Source organism: Micromonospora sp. WMMD1120, from assembly GCF_029626235.1.
GTDB lineage: Bacteria > Actinomycetota > Actinomycetes > Mycobacteriales > Micromonosporaceae > Micromonospora.
On the sequence record NZ_JARUBO010000005.1, the window covers coordinates 6,103,988 to 6,123,900 of the forward strand.

The window sequence follows — 19,913 nt, forward strand, 5'->3', positions numbered from 1 at the left end:
GCTACACGTGGTCCCGCCAGGAGTGACGTGGTGCGTAGCCGAGCAGCCGGCGCGCCTTGTCGATGCTCAGCAACGTCTCGTGCTCGCCCAACTCCCCGCGCACCTCGACACCCCGGTAGACCTCGGCCATCAGGCTGGCGCTGGACCTGCTCATCACGGTGTCGGCGTTGGCGATGATGAACACGTCGGCGCCGGGCCGGTCGTACGCGAGCGCGCGCTCGACCGCCTGGGCGCCGTCGCGGGCGTCGATGTAGCCCCACAGGTTCCACCGGCGCAGCATCGGGTCGGCGTCGAAGGACGGGAACGCGGCATAGTCCTCGACGTCCATCACGTTGGAGAAGCGCAGCCCCACCATGACCAGCTCCGGGTCCCAGCGGCAGAAGTGCCGCGCCATCTCCTCCTCCAGCGCCTTGTTCAACGAGTACGTCGACTCCGGCCGCGGCGCGTACTCCTCGTCCACCGGCGCGTACGGCGGTGGGGTGTCGAACGGCAGCCCGAGCACCGTCTCGCTGGACGCCCAGACGACCCGCTTGATGCCGGCCGCCCGCGCGGCGGCGAACACGTTGTACGTGGCGGCGGAGTTGTTGGCGAAGGTGGTCGCGTTGGACACCAGCCCGGGGGCGGGGATCGCCGCCAGGTGCACGACCGCCTCGACCCCGCCCGGGTGTTCGTCGACGCCCCCGGTGAACGCCTCCACCACCTGCCCGTAGTCGGTCAGGTCGGCCAGCAGGAACTCGCCGTCGACGTCGCGCGGATCGCGACCGCCCGCGCGGTCCACGGCCAGCACGTCGACCCCCACCGCGCGCAGGTGGGTGACCACGGCGCGGCCGAGCTTGCCGGTGGCACCGGTGACGACGACGCGCCTGGGCAGTGCGGAACTGGTCATGACCACATCTTCGCCGTCGGCGTTCGGAAACCCGTACGCGGGTCGGCCCTACCCCTAACCGGCAACCTGGTCCGCGTCCAGGAGCTTCGCTGAGCCGTCCGGTCCTCGACGTACGCCGGGACTGCTGACCGGGCGACGCACCCGCGCGTACCTCCGTGATCGGGCCCGCGGGTGCGTAACGTGCAGGGGCAAACGTTGTCGCGACGAGGAGACCTCATGTCCAAGCCACCGCTTCCCGACGCCGCGGTCGAGATGCTGCGCAAGCCGAACCCGGCCGTCATGACCACCCTTCGCAACGGTGGTCAGCCGGTCTCGGCCGCCACCTGGTACCTGTGGGAGGACGGCCGGATCCTGGTGAACATGGACGAGAGCCGCCGTCGGCTGGAGCACATCCGCAACGACCCCCGGGTGTCCCTCACCGTGCTCGACGAGGCGGGGTGGTACACGCACGTCAGCATCATCGGGCACGTCGCCGAGCTGCGCGTGGACGAGGGTCTGGCCGACATCGACCGGCTGTCGAAGCACTACACCGGCAACGCCTACCCCCGGCGGGAGCGCGGTCGGGTGAGCGCCCTTATCGAGATCGACAGGTGGCACGGCTGGGGTTCGCAGAAGGACAACAACCAGGTGGGTTGAGCGGCGGTCCGGTCGCCGGAGACGGCGGCCGGGCGCACCACCGCGTCGGCCGTGGGTCAGGGGGTCCGGGTCGCGGTCGAGCGGACGCCGACGCGGGTCACCAGGTAGCCGAAGGCCGCCGCGGTGAAGAACATGACGATGCCGTAGACGGCCCCCGGGATCGCCATCCGGGTGCTGTCCAGCAGCGCCGGGCTGAGCGCGATGGTGATGGCCAGGGTGCTGTTGTGGATGCCGATCTCGAACCCGGCGGCCGTCGCGGCGGCGCGGTCGACCCCGGCGAGGCGCGGCACCCCGTACCCGATGGCGAGGCTCAGCAGGTTGAAGGCGAGCACGGCCAGCCCGACCGAGACGAAGTAGTCGGCGAGGTTCTCCCGCTCGCCGAGCACGGCGCCGGCGATCACCGCGACGAGGACGACGACGGACAGCACCCGGACCGGGCGGCGCAACCGCTCGGCGACGTGCGGCAACCGGGCCCGGACCAGCATGCCGAGCGCGACCGGGACGAGCACGATGGCGAAGACCTGGAGCACCTTGTCGAACTGGAGGCCGATGCTCCTTCCGTCCGGCAGGAAGTACGCGGCCGACAGGTTCACCAGGATCGGCAGTGTGAACACGGCGAGCACCGAGTTGACGGCGGTCAACGTGATGTTCAGGGCCACGTGCCCGCCGAACAGGTGACTGTAGAGGTTGGCGGTCGTGCCGCCCGGTGAGGCGGCCAGCAGCATCATGCCGACGGCCAGCTCGGGCGCGAGGTCGAACGCGAGGACGAGGCAGAAGCAGAGCGCCGGCAGCAGGAGCACCTGGCACACCAGGGCGATGACGGCGGCTCGCGGGTGCTGGGCCACCCGGCGGAAGTCCGCCATGGTCAGTCCGAGACCCAGACCGAGCATGATGATGCCGAGGGCGATGGGCAGTCCGATCAGGGTGACGGCGGAGTCCATGGCACATGGTTACCGTCGGGTAATGCCGTCACCATCCCCCGTCTGGCTGATCGACTATTGACCCCGGACGGTGACCGCCTTAACTTCATCAATCAGATAAGTGTCTTTACTAATTCTGTTCTGATTGTCTCGTGGGAGTGTGCCGATGCGACCATTGCGCCACCGCCGACTCACCGCCGTCGTCGCCCTGACGACCCTGCTGATCACCGCCGCCCCTCCGACCGCCGCGAGCGCCGCCGACAACCAGCGTCGCGCCGGCTACCACCGGGTCGGCTACTTCACCCAGTGGGGCATCTACGGCCGGGCCTTCCCGGTCAAGAAGCTCGACACCTCCGGCGCGGCGAGCCGCCTCACCCACGTCAACTACGCCTTCGGCAACATCAGCGAGGACGGCCGCTGCTACGTCGACGGCGGGCCCGGTGAGGGCGACGCCTGGGCCGACTACCAGCGCCCGGTCCCCGCCGAGGAGAGCGTGGACGGCGTCGCGGACGCCCCGGGCCAGGCGCTCAACGGCAACTTCCACCAGCTCGCCAAGCTCAAGGCCAAGCACCCCGACCTGAAGGTGCTCATCTCGCTGGGCGGCTGGAGTTGGTCGACCTATTTCTCGAACGCGGCCCGCACCGACGCCTCCCGCAAGGCGTTCGTCGCGTCCTGCATCGACCTCTACCTGAAGGGCAACCTGCCGGGCAGCACGCCGGGCGCCGGCGCCGGGGTCTTCGACGGCATCGACCTCGACTGGGAGTGGCCCAACTCAGACGGTGAGCCGGGCAACGTGATCCGCCCGGAGGACCGGGAGAACTTCACCAAGCTGCTCGCCGAGTTCCGCCGGCAGCTCGACGCGTACGGACGCACGACCCGCGCGCACCACCCGCTGACCGCGTTCCTGCCGGCCAACCCGGCCGCCATGGACGCCGGCTACGAGGGTCGCAAGATATTCAGGTACCTCGACTTCGCCACCGTGCAGGGCTACGACTTCCACGGCGGCTGGGACGCGGTGGCCAACCAGCAGTCCGCGCTGCGGGTGCCGACCGGCTCGCCGGACAACCCGGACTTCTCGGTGGAGGTGGCCGTCGACGGCTGGATCGCCCGGGGCGCGCCGCGCGCCAAGCTCGTCCTCGGCATCCCCTACTACGGTCGCGGCTGGACCGGCATCACCGGCGGCGGAAACGGCCTCTTCCAACCGGCGACCGGGCCCGCGCCGGCCACCTTCGAGGCCGGCTACGAGGACTACAAGAAGCTCAAGACGCTGGCCGGCAACGGGTTCGCCGTGCACCGCGACCTGCGCGCCGGGCACGCCTGGCTGTTCGACGGCACGACCCTGTGGACGTACGACGACCCGGCGGTCGTGTTGCAGAAGACGCTCTACATCCGACGGGCCGGCCTCGGTGGCGCGATGATCTGGTCGCTCGACGGCGACGACGACAACGCCACGCTGACCAAGACCATCGGCCTCGGGCTCGGCACCCGGTAGCCGTACCGTACGGCCCGTCGCCGGTCGACAGTCGGCTGGCGGCGGGCCCGCTACGCGACCTCGCGCACCGCGGCGTCGATCAGCGCCGTCACCTGGTCCATGTCCCGGGCCTGGTGTACGTCGACCTCCGCCGACCAGCCCGGTCGGCGCAACCGCACCGTCACGTCCTCGCGGCGGTGGGTCAACCAGCCGGCGACCGACTGGACCAGCACCATGACAGCCCCGGCGTCGTCGACAGTCACCCGCAGCACGTCGTCGGCGTCGGCGTCGCCCGCCGGCGACCCGAACGCACCGTCGCCGGCCGGCGGTGCCGCGGATGTGCTGACCACCCCCTCGCGCAACCGGTCCTCGGCGCGCAGCCACGACGCCAGCGAGCGCCGGGCGTCGGCCGAGGAGGAATCGGGTTGGACCGACAGCGTGATCGTCTCCGGCATCGTCTCCACCTTCCTGGCATCGACAACGCTCTTCATCCTGCCAGCCCACCGCCGCGCCGGCATCCCAGGAAGTCGTCGATGTCGATCAGACCTTGACCGTGCTGACCACGGTTCATAGGCTCCGGCCACCGCGAGGCCTTCCCGGAGAAGGGAACCCGAGAACCATGGCCCGATCGTCGCGTCCGTTCTGGACCGTACCCACGAAGCGGCTGGCGAGCGCCACCACGGTAGCGCTCCTGCTCGGCCTGACTCCCCTGCTCAGCGGCACGTCGGCCGCGAACGCCGCCCGTCCGCCCGGCTGCGTCGACGACCCGAACGCACGGCTGGCCAGCGTGCCCACGCCGGAGAACGCGCTCGGCTTCCCCCTCGGCGTCGGGCAGGAGCGGGTCGTCACCAACGACGAGATCCGCTCCTACCTCTCGGCGGTGGACACCGCCTCCGACCGGGTCGTCACCGGCGTGCTGACCACCAGCGTGCTCGGCCAGCCCCTGCCGTACGCGGTGGTCTCCAACGAACGGCACGTGCGGCCGGCGGCGCTACGGGCCATCGCCGACGACGTCCGGGCGCTGCGCGACCCACGCCGCACCAGCGCCCGGACTGCCGCGCGTACCGCGAGGGACAGCCCGGCCATCGTCTGGGTCACCGCGAACGTGCACGGCGGTGAGAAGAGCGGCGCCGACGCGGCCCTCAAGACGCTGTACGAGCTGGCCGCCGGCCTGTCCTGCGATGTCGCACGACGCAACGACAACCTGGTCACCATCATCGTGCCCACCCAGAACCCGGACGGGCGCGACGCGACCCGGCGGCAGAACGAGTACGGCTTCGACCTGAACCGGGACTGGTTCGCCCGCACCCAGCAGGAGACCGACGGCAAGCTCGAACTGCTGCGCCGCTACCCGCCGCAGGTCTTCGTCGACGCGCACGAGATGGGCGGCCGGCAGTACTTCTTCCCGCCCAACGCCGACCCGATCCACCACGAGATCGCCGGCGAGGCGGTGGACTGGATCAACCGGATCGGCGAGGCCAACAAGGCCGGTTTCGGCTTCAACGGCGCCTGCGACGACACCGTCACCACCGAGTGCTACTTCAACTACGACACGTACGACATGTTCTTCATGGGCTACGGCGACACGGTGCCGACCACCGGCTTCGGCGCGGCCGGCATGACGTACGAGAAGGGCAGCGCCTCGGCCGTCGCCGACCGGGTCCAGCAGCAGTACCACACCCAGTGGGCGACGCTCGGCTGGGCCGCCGCCAACAAGCGCGAGGTGCTGGACGGCTACTTCGACATCTGGACCGACGCGCTCGCCCAGGGCCGGGCGGGCACGTTGGAGCCGAACGAGGTGGTGCAGCCCACGAACGAGGTCCAGTTCCCGGTGCCGGACCTCACCATCCGCTCGTACTTCCTGCTGCCCGACCGGCAGCTCGCCGACGTCCGCCAGCTCGTCGAGCGGCTGCGCCGGATGGACGTCGAGGTGTACGAGGTGCGCAGGCCGACCCGGGTGCCCACCGCGCGGGTCTTCGGCGGGCGCGCCGCCACGAACGTGACGGTGCCCAAGGGGGCGTACTGGATTCCGATGGACCAGCCGCAGAAGCACTGGATCCAGGCCGTCCTGGGCGAGGACCCGTACGTGCCGTTCCCGTACTTCTACGACGTGTCGTCCTGGAGCAACCCGCTGCTGATGGGCATCTCCGCCATCTACACCGGAGACGACGTCCGGCCCAGCGCCGACCTGGTCCGCAAGATCAGCGGTGGTCGCACCGGCCCGGCGTGGCCGTGGGGCTCCTACACCTACCCGCTGGACTCGGCCGCCGCCGCCGAGTTCACCTTCACCCTGCTCGACCGGGGCGTCCCCCTCGTCCGGGACCTGACCACCAGCCGGGTCGCGCTCCCGGCGACAGGCTTCAACCGCACCGTCGACGCGTTGGCCGGCCGGCTCGGGGTCACACTCACCCCCGGTGGGCGGCCCACCGGCACCCGACTCACGGTGCCCGACGTGGGGCTGTTCTCGGGCACCGGCATCTCCACCACCTCCGGCTCCCACGGCGAGGCGCGCTACGTGCTCGGCAAGCGGTGGGGGCTCGACCTGAAGCCGGTCACCACCGCCGACATCAACGACAACACCGAGGCGTTCACCGGGCGTACCGTCCTGCTGGTTCCCGACGGCAGCAGCGCGACCGGCGGTCTGACCGCCACCGGGCAGGCCAACCTGCGCGACTGGGTCGCCAGGGGCAACACCTACCTCGGGTTGCGCAACGAGGGCACCCGGCTCGCCCGCGCCGCCGGGCTGACCTCGACCACCGAGAAGACCAAGCCGGACGACTACCTGGTGATCGGCTCGCACCTGCGCGTCGACGTCGACACCGCCAGCCCGGTCGCGTCGGGTCGCCCGGCGGAGGACTTCGAGTTCAACAACAGCGACCCGATCCTCACCCCGAGCAGCACCGGGACGAACGTGCTCAGCTACCCGACGGACGACACGTTCTGGGCCAACGGCTACACCGTCGGCGCGGACATACTGAAGGGCACGGCCGCCGTCGTGGACGAGCCGACCGGCGCCGGTCGCGCGGTGCTGTTCGCGTTCAATCCGCTGTTCCGGGCGTACAACGAAAGTGGTCTGCACCTGGTGGCCAACACGCTGCTCTACCCGAGCACCGCGACCCCGCAGGCCCGGCGGACGCCGGCCGTGGACGCGGCGCGCGCCCGCGCCGCCGCCACGCCGACCCCGGCGGACCTGGGCGGCGGGTGGCGGCCGATCACCATCGAGGTCGCCGCCGGCGACCTGCCCCGCACGCGGGCCATCGTCGAACGCTTCACCACCGACGCCCGGACCGCCACGAAGAACACCTCGGGGTACGTCGTGATCCCGAACCCGCGGGGACTCCAGGCCGACGAACACCCGTTCGCGAGAGATCTGGTACGCGCGCTGACCGCCGCCAAGGTGCCGCTACGGTCGGTGGTGGCCTGACGACATCCGCCACGGCGAAACGCCCGTCCCCTGACCGGGGGCGGGCGCTTCGTCGCGTCGCTGGTCGGCGCGCGAACCGGCCGGGCGCCGGCGCACGGGCCGGACGCAGCGCACGGGCCGGACGCAGCGCACGGGCCGGACGCAGCGCACGGGCCGGACGCAGCGCACGGGCCGGACGCGGCGCACGGGCCGGACGCGGCGCACGGGCCGGACGCGGCCTTCTTGGCGGTCAGGGCTGCCGGGCGACCTTGGCGACGAACGCCCGCCAGGATGCCGGGGCGAAGACCAGCGCCGGCCCGGCCGGGTCCTTGGAGTCACGCACGCCGACGATGCCGGGCAGATTGTCGGCGACCTCGACGCAGTTGCCACCCCCGGAGCCGCTACGGGTGGACGTGCGCCAGACAGCGCCAGTCAGGTCCATGACGTCACCACTTCCCTCATCAGATCCAGTGACTGCCGGCGGGGCAGCGCCTCGCTACGAACCATCTCCCACCGCGACATCAGGGTATCCACGTCGTCGTCGCGGTCGACGACCACGCCGCCGAGCTGGTTCTCCATTTCCGCCACCCACTTGTGGTCGGGCAGTCGTGCCAGGCTGAACGGCCCGGTCAGGCCGACGTGCATGCTGACCTCGTCCGGAAGTATGTGGACACTGATGGTCGATTGCTCCGCCAGGGTGGTCAACTGCTTGATCTGGCCCGCCATGACGTCGCGAAAGTCCGCGACGGCGCGGCGCAGCACCGCCTCGGCGATGACGGCGACGACATGCGGGGCGGGCGTCTTGGTGAGGATCGCCTGCCGGTCGATCCGGTGGGCGAGCCGCTTCTCCACCTCGTCGTCGCTCAGTGTCTCGTTGCAGCGGATGACGGCTCGGGCGTAGCTCTCGGTTTGGAGCAGACCGGGAACCAGGGACGGCTGCCAGGACCGGAGCTGCGTCGCCGTGCGTTCGGCGTCGAGCCACGGCAGGAACCAGGCCGGCGCGCCGAGCTTCCCGACCATGCGCTCGAACAGCCCGCCGTTCTTGAACGCCCGGTCAGCGCCCTTGATGAAGTCCATCGTCAGCGCCCGCGCCTCGCTCTCCACGGCGCTGACGTGCGAGGCGCTGAAACCCGCGCCCCGACCGAATGCCTCCTGGGTCATCCCGGACACGCCTCGGGCGCGACGGATCTCGCCCACGATGAACGCGGCCAGCGGATGCGGCAGATCGGCCATGCCAATGCTCCCCACCGGACAGTCGACTCCTGACGCCGGCACCCGACGCCGATCGTGCCGCCGAATGAGCGAACACCCCCCGAGCGTAGCCATCTCCACAACAGACCGTCACGACCGGCACGGATTCCGAATCGCATTCCGCAACCGTCCGCAAAAACCCGCCCCCACCCTGCCTCCCCCAAGCCCCACCTCCCTCCCCCTCCCTCGCTGGCGATTCCGAGCAGATCTTGGACAGTTTCCGTTAGCGGTTAACGGAAACTCTCCAAGATCTCGTATAGGTATCCATGATCACGCGCGGCAGTGGGGAGTGGACGGTGCTGCGGAGGGACAAAGCAGTCATGCCGGGCGGCGGCCAGCCGCCAGACGAGCCGGAAGGCCAGGCCGGAAGGCCAGGCCGGGCGGGCGGACCGAACAGGCGGACCGGACGGGCAGCGAGCCGGCAGCCGGGCCAGGCCGGCGGCCAACCGGCAGCCGGGCCGGCGGGACCGGGCGGCGGGCAGCCGGGCCAGCGGGACGGGCGGCGGGCAGCCGGGCCAGCGGGACGGGCGGCGGGCAGCCGGGCCAGCGGGACGGGCGGCGGGCCGGCGGGCGGGCCGGCGGGCGGGCCGGCGGGCGGGCGGGCCGGCGGGCGGGCCGGCGGGAACTGTCCAAGATCTGGTGGTGTCTCGGCGGCCGAGGGTAGAGGGTTTCGGGATGCTTCCCGCGGATGACGCCGACGCGCTCGACTGGCTCGCCTTCGAGCAGGCGGGCGTTCTGACCACCAGGCAGGTGTCCGGGCTGCTCAGCGAGGGGACGGTGCGGGGCCGGGTCCGTTCGGGTCGGTGGCGGTCGATCTGCCGTGGCGTGCTGCTGACCGGCAACGGCCGGCTCACCCGCGACCAGCAGCTGTGGGTGGCGGTGCTGGCCACCGGGCCGGGTGCGCTGCTGGCCGGGGTGACCGCGGCGGCCGAGGCGGGGGTACGCGGGCTGCGGCGTGAGCCGTTGCACGTGCTGGTGCCGGCCGGCCGCCGGGCCGCCCGGACGACCCTGCGTAACCTCCCGATCGACATGCCCGCGGTGCTGGTGCATCGCACGTCGGTGTTACCGGACTCGCACCGGCAGCTCGCCCGCCCACCGCGCACGACGACGGCCAGGGCCCTCGTGGACGCGGCGGGATGGGCAACCGGCGTCGACGAGGCGCAGGGGGTGCTGGCGGCGGGTTGTCAGCAGCGTCGGGCGCTGCCCGGGGAGTTGCGGGCGGTGCTCGACGTCCTGCCGCGGGCACCGCGTCGGCGACTCATCGCGCAGGCGGTCGCCGACATCGCGGGCGGCGCGGAGGCCCTCTCCGAGATCGATTTCGTACGGCTGTGCCGACGGCATCGGCTCCCCGCCCCTGACCTTCAGCAGCGGCGGGTTGACGCGGCGGGCCGCAACCGCTGGCTGGACGCGTACTGGCGGGAGTGGCGGGTGCAGGTGGAGATCGACGGCGCGCACCACATGGACGCCCGGCAGTGGGCGGCCGACATGCGTCGACAGAACGACGTCTGGACCAGCGGCGATCGGATCCTGCGGTTTCCGGCCTGGCTGGTGCGTGCCCGCCCGGGGGAGGTCGCCGACACCGTCCGCCGTGCCCTCGTCGCCGCCGGCTGGACCCCCGCTCCGGTGGTGCGCCGACCGGCGCACCGGTGATGCGTCGGGGGCGGCGTGGTCGGTCACCGGTGCGACGTATCGGCTAGCGGACAGCGGCCGGGCCGGATCACGACAGCGGCCACGCCGCGCCAGGACGCAGGCTGACCGAGATCGTCGACGGTCAGATCCGGAGGAGGCGCGCTGTCGATGAACGTACCCAGTGGCCGGACGGCGCTCGCCGGCTGTCTCAGCGTGTTGCTGCTGGCCACGGTGGCCGGGTGTCGCCGGTCCCGACCGGCGCCCTCCCCCACCGGCGGCGCGGCGGCCGTCGGTCTCACCGTGCGTGCGGCGCAGCCGTCCTACCGGGTGGGTGAGCAGGTCGTCGTCCGGATGACGCTGACGAACAACGGCGACGCCGAGTGCCGGCTGAGTCGGGTGCCGGACGGGGCGTTGACGGTCCTGTCGCTGACCCGGGACGGCGCGGCGGTGGCGCCCGCGGTGGGTGACGCCGCCTGGTACCGGGACGTCAACACCTATCTGACGGAGAACCTGGTGCGGGTGCCGCCGCGCGGGTCGGTGGAGCTGACGGTGGGCAGCGACCCGGAGAGCCCGGTCGGGGCGGCGCTGACCACCTCCGCGCCGGACGGGCGCGGTGGCGCGACGGTGACCTGGTGGCCCGTCGACCAGCCGGGGGCGTACCGGCTGGTGCTGGGCTATCTGCGGGCGCCGCTGCGGGGCGTGCCGGCGGATGCCTGTGCCGCGACCGTCGAGCAGGGCGACGTCGAGTTCGAGGTGCGCGGCGGATGATCACGAAGCGCAGGGGCCTCCGGCTCCCTCTGGTGCTGGCGGCGGTGCTGGTGCTGCTCGCGCCGCAGGCCGCGTCCGCGACGGTGAGCGTCAACAGCGACCTGCAGTCGGTGTACGCCGGCTGCGTCACGGCGATCCGCAACTCCGGCAACGGGGCGGTGGTGGACGCGTTGGAGAGACACGCCAAGACCATCAAGGTCCGCAAACCCATCTTCGGTACGGAGAGCAGCACCACCACCTACGTGCCGGGCAGCGACGTGCAGATCAACTGGTGGCCGGACAACCACGGGCGGTCGTTGCCGGAGGAGGGCGCGGGCTTCACCGAGGACCGGTGCGCCACCCTGGTCCACGAGATGAACCACGCCCTCGACGCGGCGGACGACGTCGACCGGGGCCAGTTCTGCACCCAGCGGGGCCAGTACGCGAGCGGGGTGGACCCGGCCGAGGTGCACGCGACGGTGGCGGAGAACGCGTACCGGGCGGCGGTGGGTTTGCCGAAGCGCACGACGTACAGCGGTGGGAAGCTGCCGTCGAACGGCAAGGACTGCGACCCGCCCCGGCCGCGACGGCCCGGCGGTGGCGGTTGTTCGGTCTCGGTGGTCGGCAAGGGTTACCGCTGCGGAAACAGCAACGGCGATCCGCACCTGCTCACCTACGACGGGTTGCGGTACGACTTCCAGGCCGCCGGCGAGTTCGTGCTGACCCGTTCGACGCGCGACGACTTCGAGGTGCAGACCCGACAGACGATGTTCCCGAGCAGCTCGGTGGTGGCGGTCAACTCCGCCGTCGCGGCGCGGGTGGCCGGTGACCGGGTCGGCGTGTACGTCACGCCGGACGGCCCGGCGGTACGGGTGAACGGGGCCCCGCCGGCGTCCGCGCCGGACGGGCTCCGGCTGCCGCGCGGCGGCGCCGTCACCACCTGGGGCGACGGCGCTGTGACGATCGACTGGCCGGACGGGACGCAGCTGACCGCCGCGCCGATCGGGGTGTGGGGTCTGAGCGTCAGCGTCGGCGCGCCCACCGCTCGGGCCGGCACGCTGGAGGGGCTGCTCGGTGACCACGACGGTGACCCGGGCGACGACCTGACCGTCCGCGCCGGGAAGCGGCTGTCGCAGCCGCCGGGTTTCGAGGCGCTGTATCCGGATTTCGCCGACAGTTGGCGGGTCGAGGCGCGACTGTCGCTGTTCGACTACGAACCGGGGCAGGACACCGGCACGTTCACCGACCGGCGGTTCCCGGACCGGCCGCTCACCGTCGAGGACCTGCCCAACCGGGCCACCGCCGAACTCGTCTGCCGGCGGGCCGGTGTCACCGACCCCGAGGTGCTGGCCGGTTGTGTGCTCGACGTCGGCCTGACCGGGCAGGTGGCGTTCGCCGCGGACGCCGCCCGGGCGCAGCGCGACGCTCCCGCCGCCGGTGACGTCGACCTGGCGGTGACCCGGGCCGGTGCCACCGCCGAGCTGACGGTGCCCGGTCGGGTGGGCCAGAAGGTCTTCGTGGAGGTGCCCGCCGCCACCGTGCCGGACCGGTGCGGTGTGCTGCTGCTGCGCGACCCGCGGGGCCGTCAGGTGGCCAGCGGGTGCGTCATCGCCGGGGTCGGCTTCATCGACACGACGACGTTGGAGGCCGACGGCGACCACCGGGTGGTGCTCGACCCGTGGGACGCCGATGTCGGCCGGGCGACGGTACGGGTCGTCACGGTGACCGACGAGGAGCGGGCGCTCACGCTGGACGGGCCGGCGGTTCGGGCGACGCTCGCCCAGCCCGGGGCGGTGAGCCGCCTGGCGTTCGACGGGCGTGCCGGTCGGAAGGTGTTCCTCCAGGTCACCGGGGCCACCCTGCCGGACCGGTGTGGCCTGTTGCGGCTGGTCGACCCGGCCGGCACGCCGGTGGCGAGCGGCTGTGTGATCGGCGGGGAGGGCTTCGTCGACGGGTTCGTCCTGCCTGTCGACGGCCGGTACGTCCTGGAGGTCGACGGCACCGCGAACGACACCGGCTGGGGCGACGTGCGGCTGCGCGACGCCAGCGACGAGCAACGGGACACCGTCGCCGACGGGCGGGCGACCACGCTGTCGGTCGATCGCCCCGGCGCGGTGAGCCGCCTGCGCTTCCCCGCCGACGCCGGCAGGCGGCTCACCGTCGAGGTGACCTCAGCGAGCGTCCCGGACCGGTGCGGAATCCTGACCGTCAGCGGCCCCGGCGGTGACACGCTGGGCAGTGGGTGCGTCATCGGCGGCGTCGGCCGGTTCGAGGTGGGCCCGCTGCCCAGCGGCGGCGGGCACCTGTTGGTGCTCGATACCTGGGCGGACGAGACCGGGTCGGTCACCGTCACCATCCGCCAGACCGGCTGAGCGGACCGCCCCGTCCCACCCAGAGGAAGGTACGCACGTTACGGGTTGACGAACGGAATGTTATCGCTCACAGTCGATGCGAGGCGCGCCACCGATTCCACCACTCAGGACAAGAGGTTCCGTCCCATGAGACGAAGAATCGCAGTGTGGGCCGCCGCGTTGGCGACCGCCCTGGCCACGACGGCGGCCGTGGTCACGGCCGCCACCCCGGCGTCGGCCGCGACGCTCACCCCGGTGAGCGGCTTCGGCGCCAACCCCACCAACCTCCAGATGCACCTGTACGTGCCGGACCGGGTGGCGGCCCAGCCGGCGCTGCTGCTCGCGCTGCACTACTGCACCGGCAGTGGCCCTGCGGTGCACTCCAGCTTCGGGCTCAGCCAGCTCGCCGACCGCTACGGCTTCATCGTGATCTACCCGTCGGTGACCCGCAGCAGCAGGTGCTGGGACGTCTCTTCGCCGCAGGCGCTGCGGCGGGACGGCGGCAGCGACCCGATCGGGCTGAAGTCCATGGTCGACTACGTCCGGAGCCGCTACCCGGTCGACCCGGCCCGCATCGGCGTGGGCGGGTTCTCCTCCGGCGCGATGATGACGAACGTCATGCTCGGCCTCTACCCGGACCTGTTCCACGCCGGGTTCAGCTCGTCCGGGGTCCCGTTCGGCTGCTTCGCCACCACCAACGGCGCGGAGTGGAACAGCGAGTGCTCCGGCGGGCGGATCGTCAGGACCCCGCAGCAGTGGGGTGACCTGGTCCGCAGCGCCTACCCCGGCTACACCGGCACGCGTCCCCGGATGCAGACCTGGCACGGCACCACCGACACCACGCTCAGCTACGTCAACTTCGGCGAGCAGATCAAGCAGTGGACGAACGTCCTCGGCGTCTCGCAGACCCCGAGCTACACCGACTCGCCGCAGGCCAGCGCCACCCGCACCCGCTACGGCGGCACCGGCGGCACGGCGCCCGTCGAGGCGATCAGCTTCCAGGGGTACGGCCACTCGATCCCGTTCGACGCCGCGCAGGCGATCCGGTTCCTCGGCTTCGACACCACCGGCCCGACCACGCCGCCGCCCGGCGGCACGGCGACCCCGCTGCGCAACGCCGCCGCCGGCCGCTGCCTGGACGTCCCGTCCCGGTCGCAGACGAACGGCGTCCAGTTGACGCTCTGGGACTGCAACGGCGGTACCAACCAGCAGTGGACGCCGACCAGCGGCAAACAGCTCCAGGTGTACGGCAGCAAGTGCCTGGACGCCGAGGGCAACGGCACCGCGCCGGGCACCCGGGTGATCATCTGGACCTGCGGCGGTGGCGCCAACCAGCAGTGGAACCTGAACGCCGACGGCACGATCGCCGGTGTGCAGTCCGGCCTCTGCCTCTCGCCGAACGCCGCCGGCACCGCCAACGGCACGCCAGTGGTGCTGGCGAGCTGCACCGGCGCGAACGCGCAGAAGTGGACCCGCGGCTGAGACGGTGAGCGTCCGGGCCGCCGCCGCGGCCCGGGGGGTCAGGGGCGTGCGTCGTCCAGCGCCCGCGCCCCTGACCCGCCGTCGGCCGCCGTCGCGGCGTGGTCCTCGGCCGCCGTCGCGGCGCGGCGGCGGCGACGGAGCACGAACCCGGCCAGCGTCAGCACCACCACCGCCTCGGCGACCAGCACGGTGACCGCCCAGCCGGACCCGATCCAGCCGGTCAGCGACGTGTACCAAAACCGGACCACGAGGGTCAGCCAGGTCACCGCGAAGACCGCCGACGCGAGGCCGTACCCGATGTAGATCAGTCGTTCCCGACGGCGGTAGCCGGCGGTCGCGCCCCGACCGCCGCGCAGCAGCCGACCCCAGAACCGGTACGTGTCGGCCCGCAGGTCGGCGAGGTTGAGGGCGTGAGAGAGCATGTGGTAGCCGTCCAACCGCAGGAACGGCACCAGGTTGAGCGCGGCGGTCGCGGTGCCGAACAGCAGCATCGTCCCGGACAGGTCGTACAGCGCGCCCGGCCCGCCCCAGACCCGGAGCGCGGCGAACGGCACCAGCGCCAGCATGCTGACGAAGACGCCGGCGAACGCGGTGGCGACCCGCCGCCGGGGACTGAACAGCACGATGTCGTCGACCTTGCAGTACGGCGCGATCAGCGGAAACCGCCACATCACACCGATCTCGCTGACCCGGCCCCCGAAGTGCCGACAGGTCAGCCCGTGCGCGCACTCGTGCAGGAAGACGATCAGCCAGGTGATCACCACCGCGGCCAGGATCGCCGCGAGCGGGCGGTGCCCGCCGCCGACGCCGGCCACCAGATCCGGCAGGGTCGCCACCACGTACCCGGTCACGGCGAGCACGGCCAGCAGGGCCGGCGCCAGGAACCACCAGCTGAACAGCGGACCGAGCCACGGCAGCACCCGGGTGAAGAGCGCGGTCGGGTCGAAGAGGGGCCACCGGGCCGACAGCGGCCCACGCCGGGCCTTCGCCGCGCCCTCGGCGGCGGTCGCGGTCAACCGGGCGATCGTCTCCGGGTCGGTGGCGCCGTCGAGCAGTTGCCGCCGGTGCAGCATGCCGAAGAGCTGCTGCCAGTTCTCCGGCCCGAGCCGCCGCTGGTAGGTGACGGCGTACTCGGCGGCGATGTCGTCGACGGTGCGGGTGCCGTCCATCCGGGAGAGCAGGAAGTGCTCCCGTGGGCCGACCCGGTAGAACCAGCCGGTCTCGGCGTCCCGCACGTGGTGCACGAGCTTCTCGCCCCGCCACTGCCCCGGGCCGAGCGCCACCCCGTCACGCAGGCGGGGGCGGGTCCAGGTCGCGTCGACCGTGGTCATCGCGTACCGGCCGGTGTCGCGTCGAGCAGCGCGGCCCGCAGCAGGTACGACAGGTAGATCTCGTCCAGGATGCTCACCCCGAGCCGGTTGTTGGTCATGTGCACGTACGAGCTGAGCAGGATGGGCAGCGCGGCGTCGAGGTCCACGACCGGCGTCGGCTCGGCGTCGCCGCGTTGGAAGACCAGCTCACCGGAGCGGGCGAGGGCCACCGCCCGCTCGCGCAGCGCGGCGCAGTGCGTCAACCAGCGTCCCTCGACACCGCTGAGCCGGGCGGTCGAGCGGTCGCGGGCCGCGACGCGGATGTCGGCGAGCCGGCCGCGCAGCGCCGCGTCCATCCTGCGGTAGCTGGTGTCGAAGCTCGCGTGGTAGTCGTCGCTGGGCTCGGAGTAGGAGACCTCCCAGAACCTGCGGTACTCGTCGAGGAACCCGGCGATCCGCTCGTCGTCGTTTAGGAAAACGGCGCACATCATCATGGTGAGCTGGGCGGAGAGCCCGAGCAGCACCGGCCGCACGTGCACGTTCGTGGTGGCCAGCAGGTCCAGCACAACGTCGCTGGAGTGCTCGAAGTGCCACTCGGCGAGGTCGATCCCGGCCGGGCCGCCGTAGCGGCCGTACTCCCGCTCGTACGGGATGTGGTGGAAGCTGTTGTTCGCGCGCAGCGGCATGCTGCCGTCCGGGCCGTACTCCTCGTCCCACCGCCGCTGGCCGTACTCGGCGAGGTACATCTGCTTGTACAGGTCGCCGAGGCCGGCGCTGTCCACCTCGTAGAGGGCCGGTCGGCGGGCCAGGAACCCCGCGACGGCCGCGTCCACCCGGGCCCGGACCACCGCCGGGTCGACGCCGGGGGCGGGCAGCACCCGCAGGCGTACGTGTGGGCCCTCCATCCAGTACTTGATGAAGAAGTACCCGCTGATCAGGCCCTCGGCGCGCAGCTCGTCGACGAGGGGCCGGACGCCCTCGACGAGCATCGGGTTGGCGTTGCTGGCGTAGAAGACGTGCACGCTGAGCCAGCCGTGGTCGACCGGCGAGGGGTGGTCAGTCATCGTTCGCTCCGTCTCGGACACCGTTGAGTTCGACTGTCAGCTCGGTGACGTACGTGCCGGCGGCGCCGCGTGCCACCTGCTCGTCGCGGCCCGGCAGCATCTCGGTGAGCACGAGTCGACTGCCCGCGCCGCGCGCCATGGTGTCGAGCAGGTGCAGCGAGAAGTGACTGTCGAAGTCCACGTAGAGCGGCTTGTGGTCCGGCCGGCTCCCGGCGGCGGCGTCCCCGCCCTCCGGGGCGAGCCGGGCGCCCTCCGGGGTGGCGAAGACGCGTCGCGGCAGCCCGTTGTCGCGCCGCCACCGCTGCCAGGTGAGGAACCACTGCGCGTCACTCTGCCCGGGAGGGCGGGTCGGCAGGTGGTCGGGGTGCAGCTTCCACATCCGCCGTTGCAGCACCAGGTCGCGGTGCACGATGCGGGGATAGCCGGCGATCCCCCGGCCGGGCAGCGGCACCGTCGTGCCGGCCCACAGGTCGGGTTGGGCCATGCCGAGGTAGGCGAAGGTGAGCAGCACCTGCTGCACCTCGGGCAGGGCCATCGGCAGCAGGAACCCCAGATAGACCGGGATGACCTCGGCGTCGAGCCGCCGCGAGCGCAGCAGCAGCCGGTCACCGACGCTGTCGTGCTCGACGCTGAGGTCGTCCATGTCGATCTGCTCCGCCGCCGGCCGGTGGCTGATCTCCCCCGGGCACACCAGCTCGTACGGGGTGACGGCGGGGTGCAGGTTGAGGTTCGTGGCGTCGTAGCCGCCCTTGAGCTCGGCCAGCACCGCGCCGGGCGGCTGGAGGCGCTCCAGTTCGGCGCGCAGCGTCCCGGCGAGGTCCTGTTCGGCGAAGAGGTGCGCGAAGCGGGAGAAGAGCAGGGTCATGCCGGAGTAGACCCGGTTGACCACCACCCGGTGCCGGTCGCCCTGGTCGGCGAGTTGGAGGAAGAACGACCGGGGGTCGAGCGTGCCGAGCGTGTCGGGCACCAGGGCGGCGACGTCGGTCATGAAGGAGTCGTCGAGCACCAGTTCGTCGGCGTCGGCGGGCAGCCTGTCGTACGCCTCGTTCATCCGCCGGGCCACCTCCAGCCGGGCGTCGTCGAGGGCGGTGATCTCGTCCTGCCGGAACCAGTTCTCCTGCCGGACGTAGCGGTTGTCCTCGTCGAACGGGCGGCGGCGCAGCATCCGGCCGCTGTAGTGCTCGAAGAAGTCCTGCTGGAACTCGTGGGCGAAGGTGAGCAGGTCGTCGCAGCGTCCACCGTCGCCGTAGCGGGCCCGGAAGAAGCCCTTGGTGGCCAGCCGGCGCGGCAGGTTGATGTCGAACACCGGCATGATCTGGGCGAGCGCCCGCAGGCCGGGCAGGATCTCCCGCTGCCACCGGGCCCGGTCGGCGGTGACCGGGGTCGCGGCCTGCCGGGTGGCGTCCTCGTAGAGCAGGGTGCGCGGAGCCGGGACGTCCGGGCGGCCGAGGTCGGCGTGGGCGGCGACGAGTTCGGCACGGATGCCGGCCAGGGCCTGGCGGCGGCCCGGGACGTCCCGTCCCGGGTAACCGGTGGCCAGCCGGTTGGCCCGGCCCACCCGCTCGGCGAGCCGGTCGGACCAGTCCCGCCCGATCCCGCGCAGCGCGGCCCGGTAGCCCTCGACCGGGTCGTCGGCGTGGATGTCCAGTTGCAGGTTCGGCACCACCAGCAGGCCGACGCGCAGCAGGTGGTGCAGGTACTGGGCGATGTCGTCGGCCGGCCGCTCGTCGGCGCTCAGCTCGGTGACCAGGTCGGCCAGCCGGCGTACCCGACCGCCGTCGAGCGCGGCCAGGATGTCGTGCAGCACCCGGCCGGTGGGCAGCACGAACAGCGACTCGTGGATCGACTCCAGGGTGATGGCGGCCTCGCCGTCCTCCGAGCTGGTCCGGCGGCGGCGCAGGTAGCGCAGCCGGCCGTGGGCGATGCGCCAGCCGGTGGTCAGCGTCACCGGCAGGTCGGCGCGCAGCGTCTCGTCGGCGAGGACGATCGCCGACAGCCGGCCCAGCGCGGCGAGGTTGAGCCGGGCGCTGCCGCGCGTCGCCCCGGCGGCGCTGTCGCCGACCGACAGCAGCTCGCCGGGGCCGGTGTCGAAGGTGCCGACGGTGACGGTGGTGAGCCGACTGAACGGGCTGGTCTTGGTGGCGGTGCGGTAGGCGTACTCCAGCAGGGACCGCTCGATGCGGCGGGCCCGCTTGCCCAGCGGCCCGGTGCCGGTGACGTAGCCGGCGAGGTAGGAGTCCAGCGACGGCGAGGCGAGCAGGATGCCGCCGCGCAGGTCGGGGTCGTCGGCGAGGGCCCGGAGCACGGCCCGCCGGCTCTCCAGCTCGCCGTCGAACACCGCCGGCCCGGCGGCCAGCTCCGCCCGGTACGCGGCGAGGGTCTCCAGCCAACCGGTCAGCTCCCGGTGGGTGTCAGTGCCCAGCGCGGCGACCGGCCAGGCGGCCGGTTCGGACGGGCGGGGGGCCCGGAGGTTGAAGACGTCCCGGCGCAGCCGGATGAGCCGCTGGCGCAGCGCGTCGTCGGTGAGGTTGCGGCCCACCGCTGCCTGCAACGCGTCGGCCAGGTCCCGCCCGGTGCCGCGCAGGCGGTCCTCCAGGTCCAGCACCCGGCGGGCCCAGGCGGCGCTGTCGTCGAAGGCGAGCCGGTCGGCGGCCTCGATCGGCAGCCCGGCGGTACGCAGCATGAACACCCCGGGCATCCGCCAGGAGATCGGGGTCGCCGGTCGGGCGGGCAGGGACACCGTCACGGGTCTCTCCTTCGTCT

At 72.4% G+C, this 19,913-nt stretch carries 15 protein-coding genes; 7 read left to right on the top strand and 8 right to left on the bottom strand.

What is annotated here, in order from left to right:
• Position 1 precedes the first annotated feature (1 nt).
• Entirely contained in the window at positions 2 to 886 is an 885-nt protein-coding gene (locus O7634_RS28140) for an NAD(P)-dependent oxidoreductase (protein WP_278153146.1), read from the bottom strand.
• Positions 887 to 1,102: 216 nt separating this feature from the next.
• Here O7634_RS28140 and O7634_RS28145 point away from each other — a divergent pair, with 216 nt between their 5' ends.
• Positions 1,103 to 1,522 carry a PPOX class F420-dependent oxidoreductase gene (locus O7634_RS28145; protein WP_278153147.1) on the top strand — a complete coding sequence of 140 codons (420 nt, stop codon included), beginning with the start codon at positions 1,103 to 1,105 and terminating at the stop codon, positions 1,520 to 1,522.
• Positions 1,523 to 1,578: 56 nt separating this feature from the next.
• Here the strand turns inward: O7634_RS28145 and O7634_RS28150 are convergent, their stop codons facing one another.
• Entirely contained in the window at positions 1,579 to 2,463 is an 885-nt protein-coding gene (locus O7634_RS28150; RefSeq protein WP_278153148.1) for a bile acid:sodium symporter family protein, read from the bottom strand.
• 145 nt (positions 2,464 to 2,608) lie between these two features.
• On the opposite strand from O7634_RS28150, the gene O7634_RS28155 reads away from it, so the two are divergent.
• Positions 2,609 to 3,934 carry a glycoside hydrolase family 18 protein gene (locus tag O7634_RS28155; protein WP_278153149.1) on the top strand — a complete coding sequence of 442 codons (1,326 nt, stop codon included), beginning with the start codon at positions 2,609 to 2,611 and terminating at the stop codon, positions 3,932 to 3,934.
• 50 nt (positions 3,935 to 3,984) lie between these two features.
• On the opposite strand, the gene O7634_RS28160 is transcribed toward O7634_RS28155, so the two are convergent.
• Complete coding sequence (locus O7634_RS28160; protein WP_278153150.1) at positions 3,985 to 4,368, bottom strand: hypothetical protein; 384 nt, start codon at positions 4,366 to 4,368, stop codon at positions 3,985 to 3,987.
• Positions 4,369 to 4,532: 164 nt separating this feature from the next.
• Here O7634_RS28160 and O7634_RS28165 point away from each other — a divergent pair, with 164 nt between their 5' ends.
• A complete protein-coding gene (locus O7634_RS28165; protein ID WP_278153151.1) occupies positions 4,533 to 7,337 on the top strand; it encodes a M14 family zinc carboxypeptidase in 2,805 nt (934 codons plus the stop codon).
• A gap of 229 nt (positions 7,338 to 7,566) precedes the next feature.
• On the opposite strand, the gene O7634_RS28170 is transcribed toward O7634_RS28165, so the two are convergent.
• Both O7634_RS28170 and O7634_RS28175 read right to left on the bottom strand, forming a co-directional pair.
• Complete coding sequence (locus tag O7634_RS28170) at positions 7,567 to 7,758, bottom strand: DUF397 domain-containing protein (RefSeq protein ID WP_278153152.1); 192 nt, start codon at positions 7,756 to 7,758, stop codon at positions 7,567 to 7,569.
• Positions 7,749 to 8,549 (bottom strand): helix-turn-helix transcriptional regulator, encoded by an 801-nt coding sequence (locus O7634_RS28175; RefSeq protein ID WP_278153153.1) that lies wholly within the window; start codon positions 8,547 to 8,549, stop codon positions 7,749 to 7,751. Before O7634_RS28175 ends, O7634_RS28170 begins: the two co-directional genes overlap by 10 nt.
• A 693-nt stretch (positions 8,550 to 9,242) precedes the next feature.
• On the opposite strand from O7634_RS28175, the gene O7634_RS28180 reads away from it, so the two are divergent.
• From O7634_RS28180 to O7634_RS28195, 4 genes are all read left to right on the top strand, one after another.
• Entirely contained in the window at positions 9,243 to 10,217 is a 975-nt protein-coding gene (locus O7634_RS28180) for a hypothetical protein (RefSeq protein ID WP_278153154.1), read from the top strand.
• A 147-nt stretch (positions 10,218 to 10,364) separates the two neighbouring features.
• Positions 10,365 to 10,964 (top strand): hypothetical protein, encoded by a 600-nt coding sequence (locus tag O7634_RS28185; RefSeq protein WP_278153155.1) that lies wholly within the window; start codon positions 10,365 to 10,367, stop codon positions 10,962 to 10,964.
• Positions 10,961 to 13,315 carry a VWD domain-containing protein gene (locus tag O7634_RS28190; protein ID WP_278153156.1) on the top strand — a complete coding sequence of 785 codons (2,355 nt, stop codon included), beginning with the start codon at positions 10,961 to 10,963 and terminating at the stop codon, positions 13,313 to 13,315. The genes O7634_RS28185 and O7634_RS28190 overlap by 4 nt, the downstream gene beginning before the upstream one ends.
• Before the next feature lie 126 nt (positions 13,316 to 13,441).
• Positions 13,442 to 14,776, top strand: coding sequence for a PHB depolymerase family esterase (locus O7634_RS28195; RefSeq protein WP_278153157.1), 1,335 nt, complete (start codon positions 13,442 to 13,444; stop codon positions 14,774 to 14,776).
• Between the two features lie 38 nt (positions 14,777 to 14,814).
• Here O7634_RS28195 and O7634_RS28200 read toward each other — a convergent pair whose 3' ends face one another.
• Genes O7634_RS28200 through O7634_RS28210 form a run of 3 tightly spaced genes read right to left on the bottom strand, consistent with a single transcriptional unit; the run spans position 14,815 to position 19,896 of the window.
• Entirely contained in the window at positions 14,815 to 16,107 is a 1,293-nt protein-coding gene (locus O7634_RS28200) for a M50 family metallopeptidase (RefSeq protein WP_278153158.1), read from the bottom strand.
• Positions 16,104 to 17,150, bottom strand: a complete 1,047-nt coding sequence (locus O7634_RS28205) for a thiopeptide-type bacteriocin biosynthesis protein (RefSeq protein ID WP_278153159.1) — start codon at positions 17,148 to 17,150, stop codon at positions 16,104 to 16,106. Before O7634_RS28205 ends, O7634_RS28200 begins: the two co-directional genes overlap by 4 nt.
• Entirely contained in the window at positions 17,143 to 19,896 is a 2,754-nt protein-coding gene (locus O7634_RS28210; protein ID WP_278153160.1) for a lantibiotic dehydratase, read from the bottom strand. Before O7634_RS28210 ends, O7634_RS28205 begins: the two co-directional genes overlap by 8 nt.
• Positions 19,897 to 19,913 lie beyond the last annotated feature (17 nt).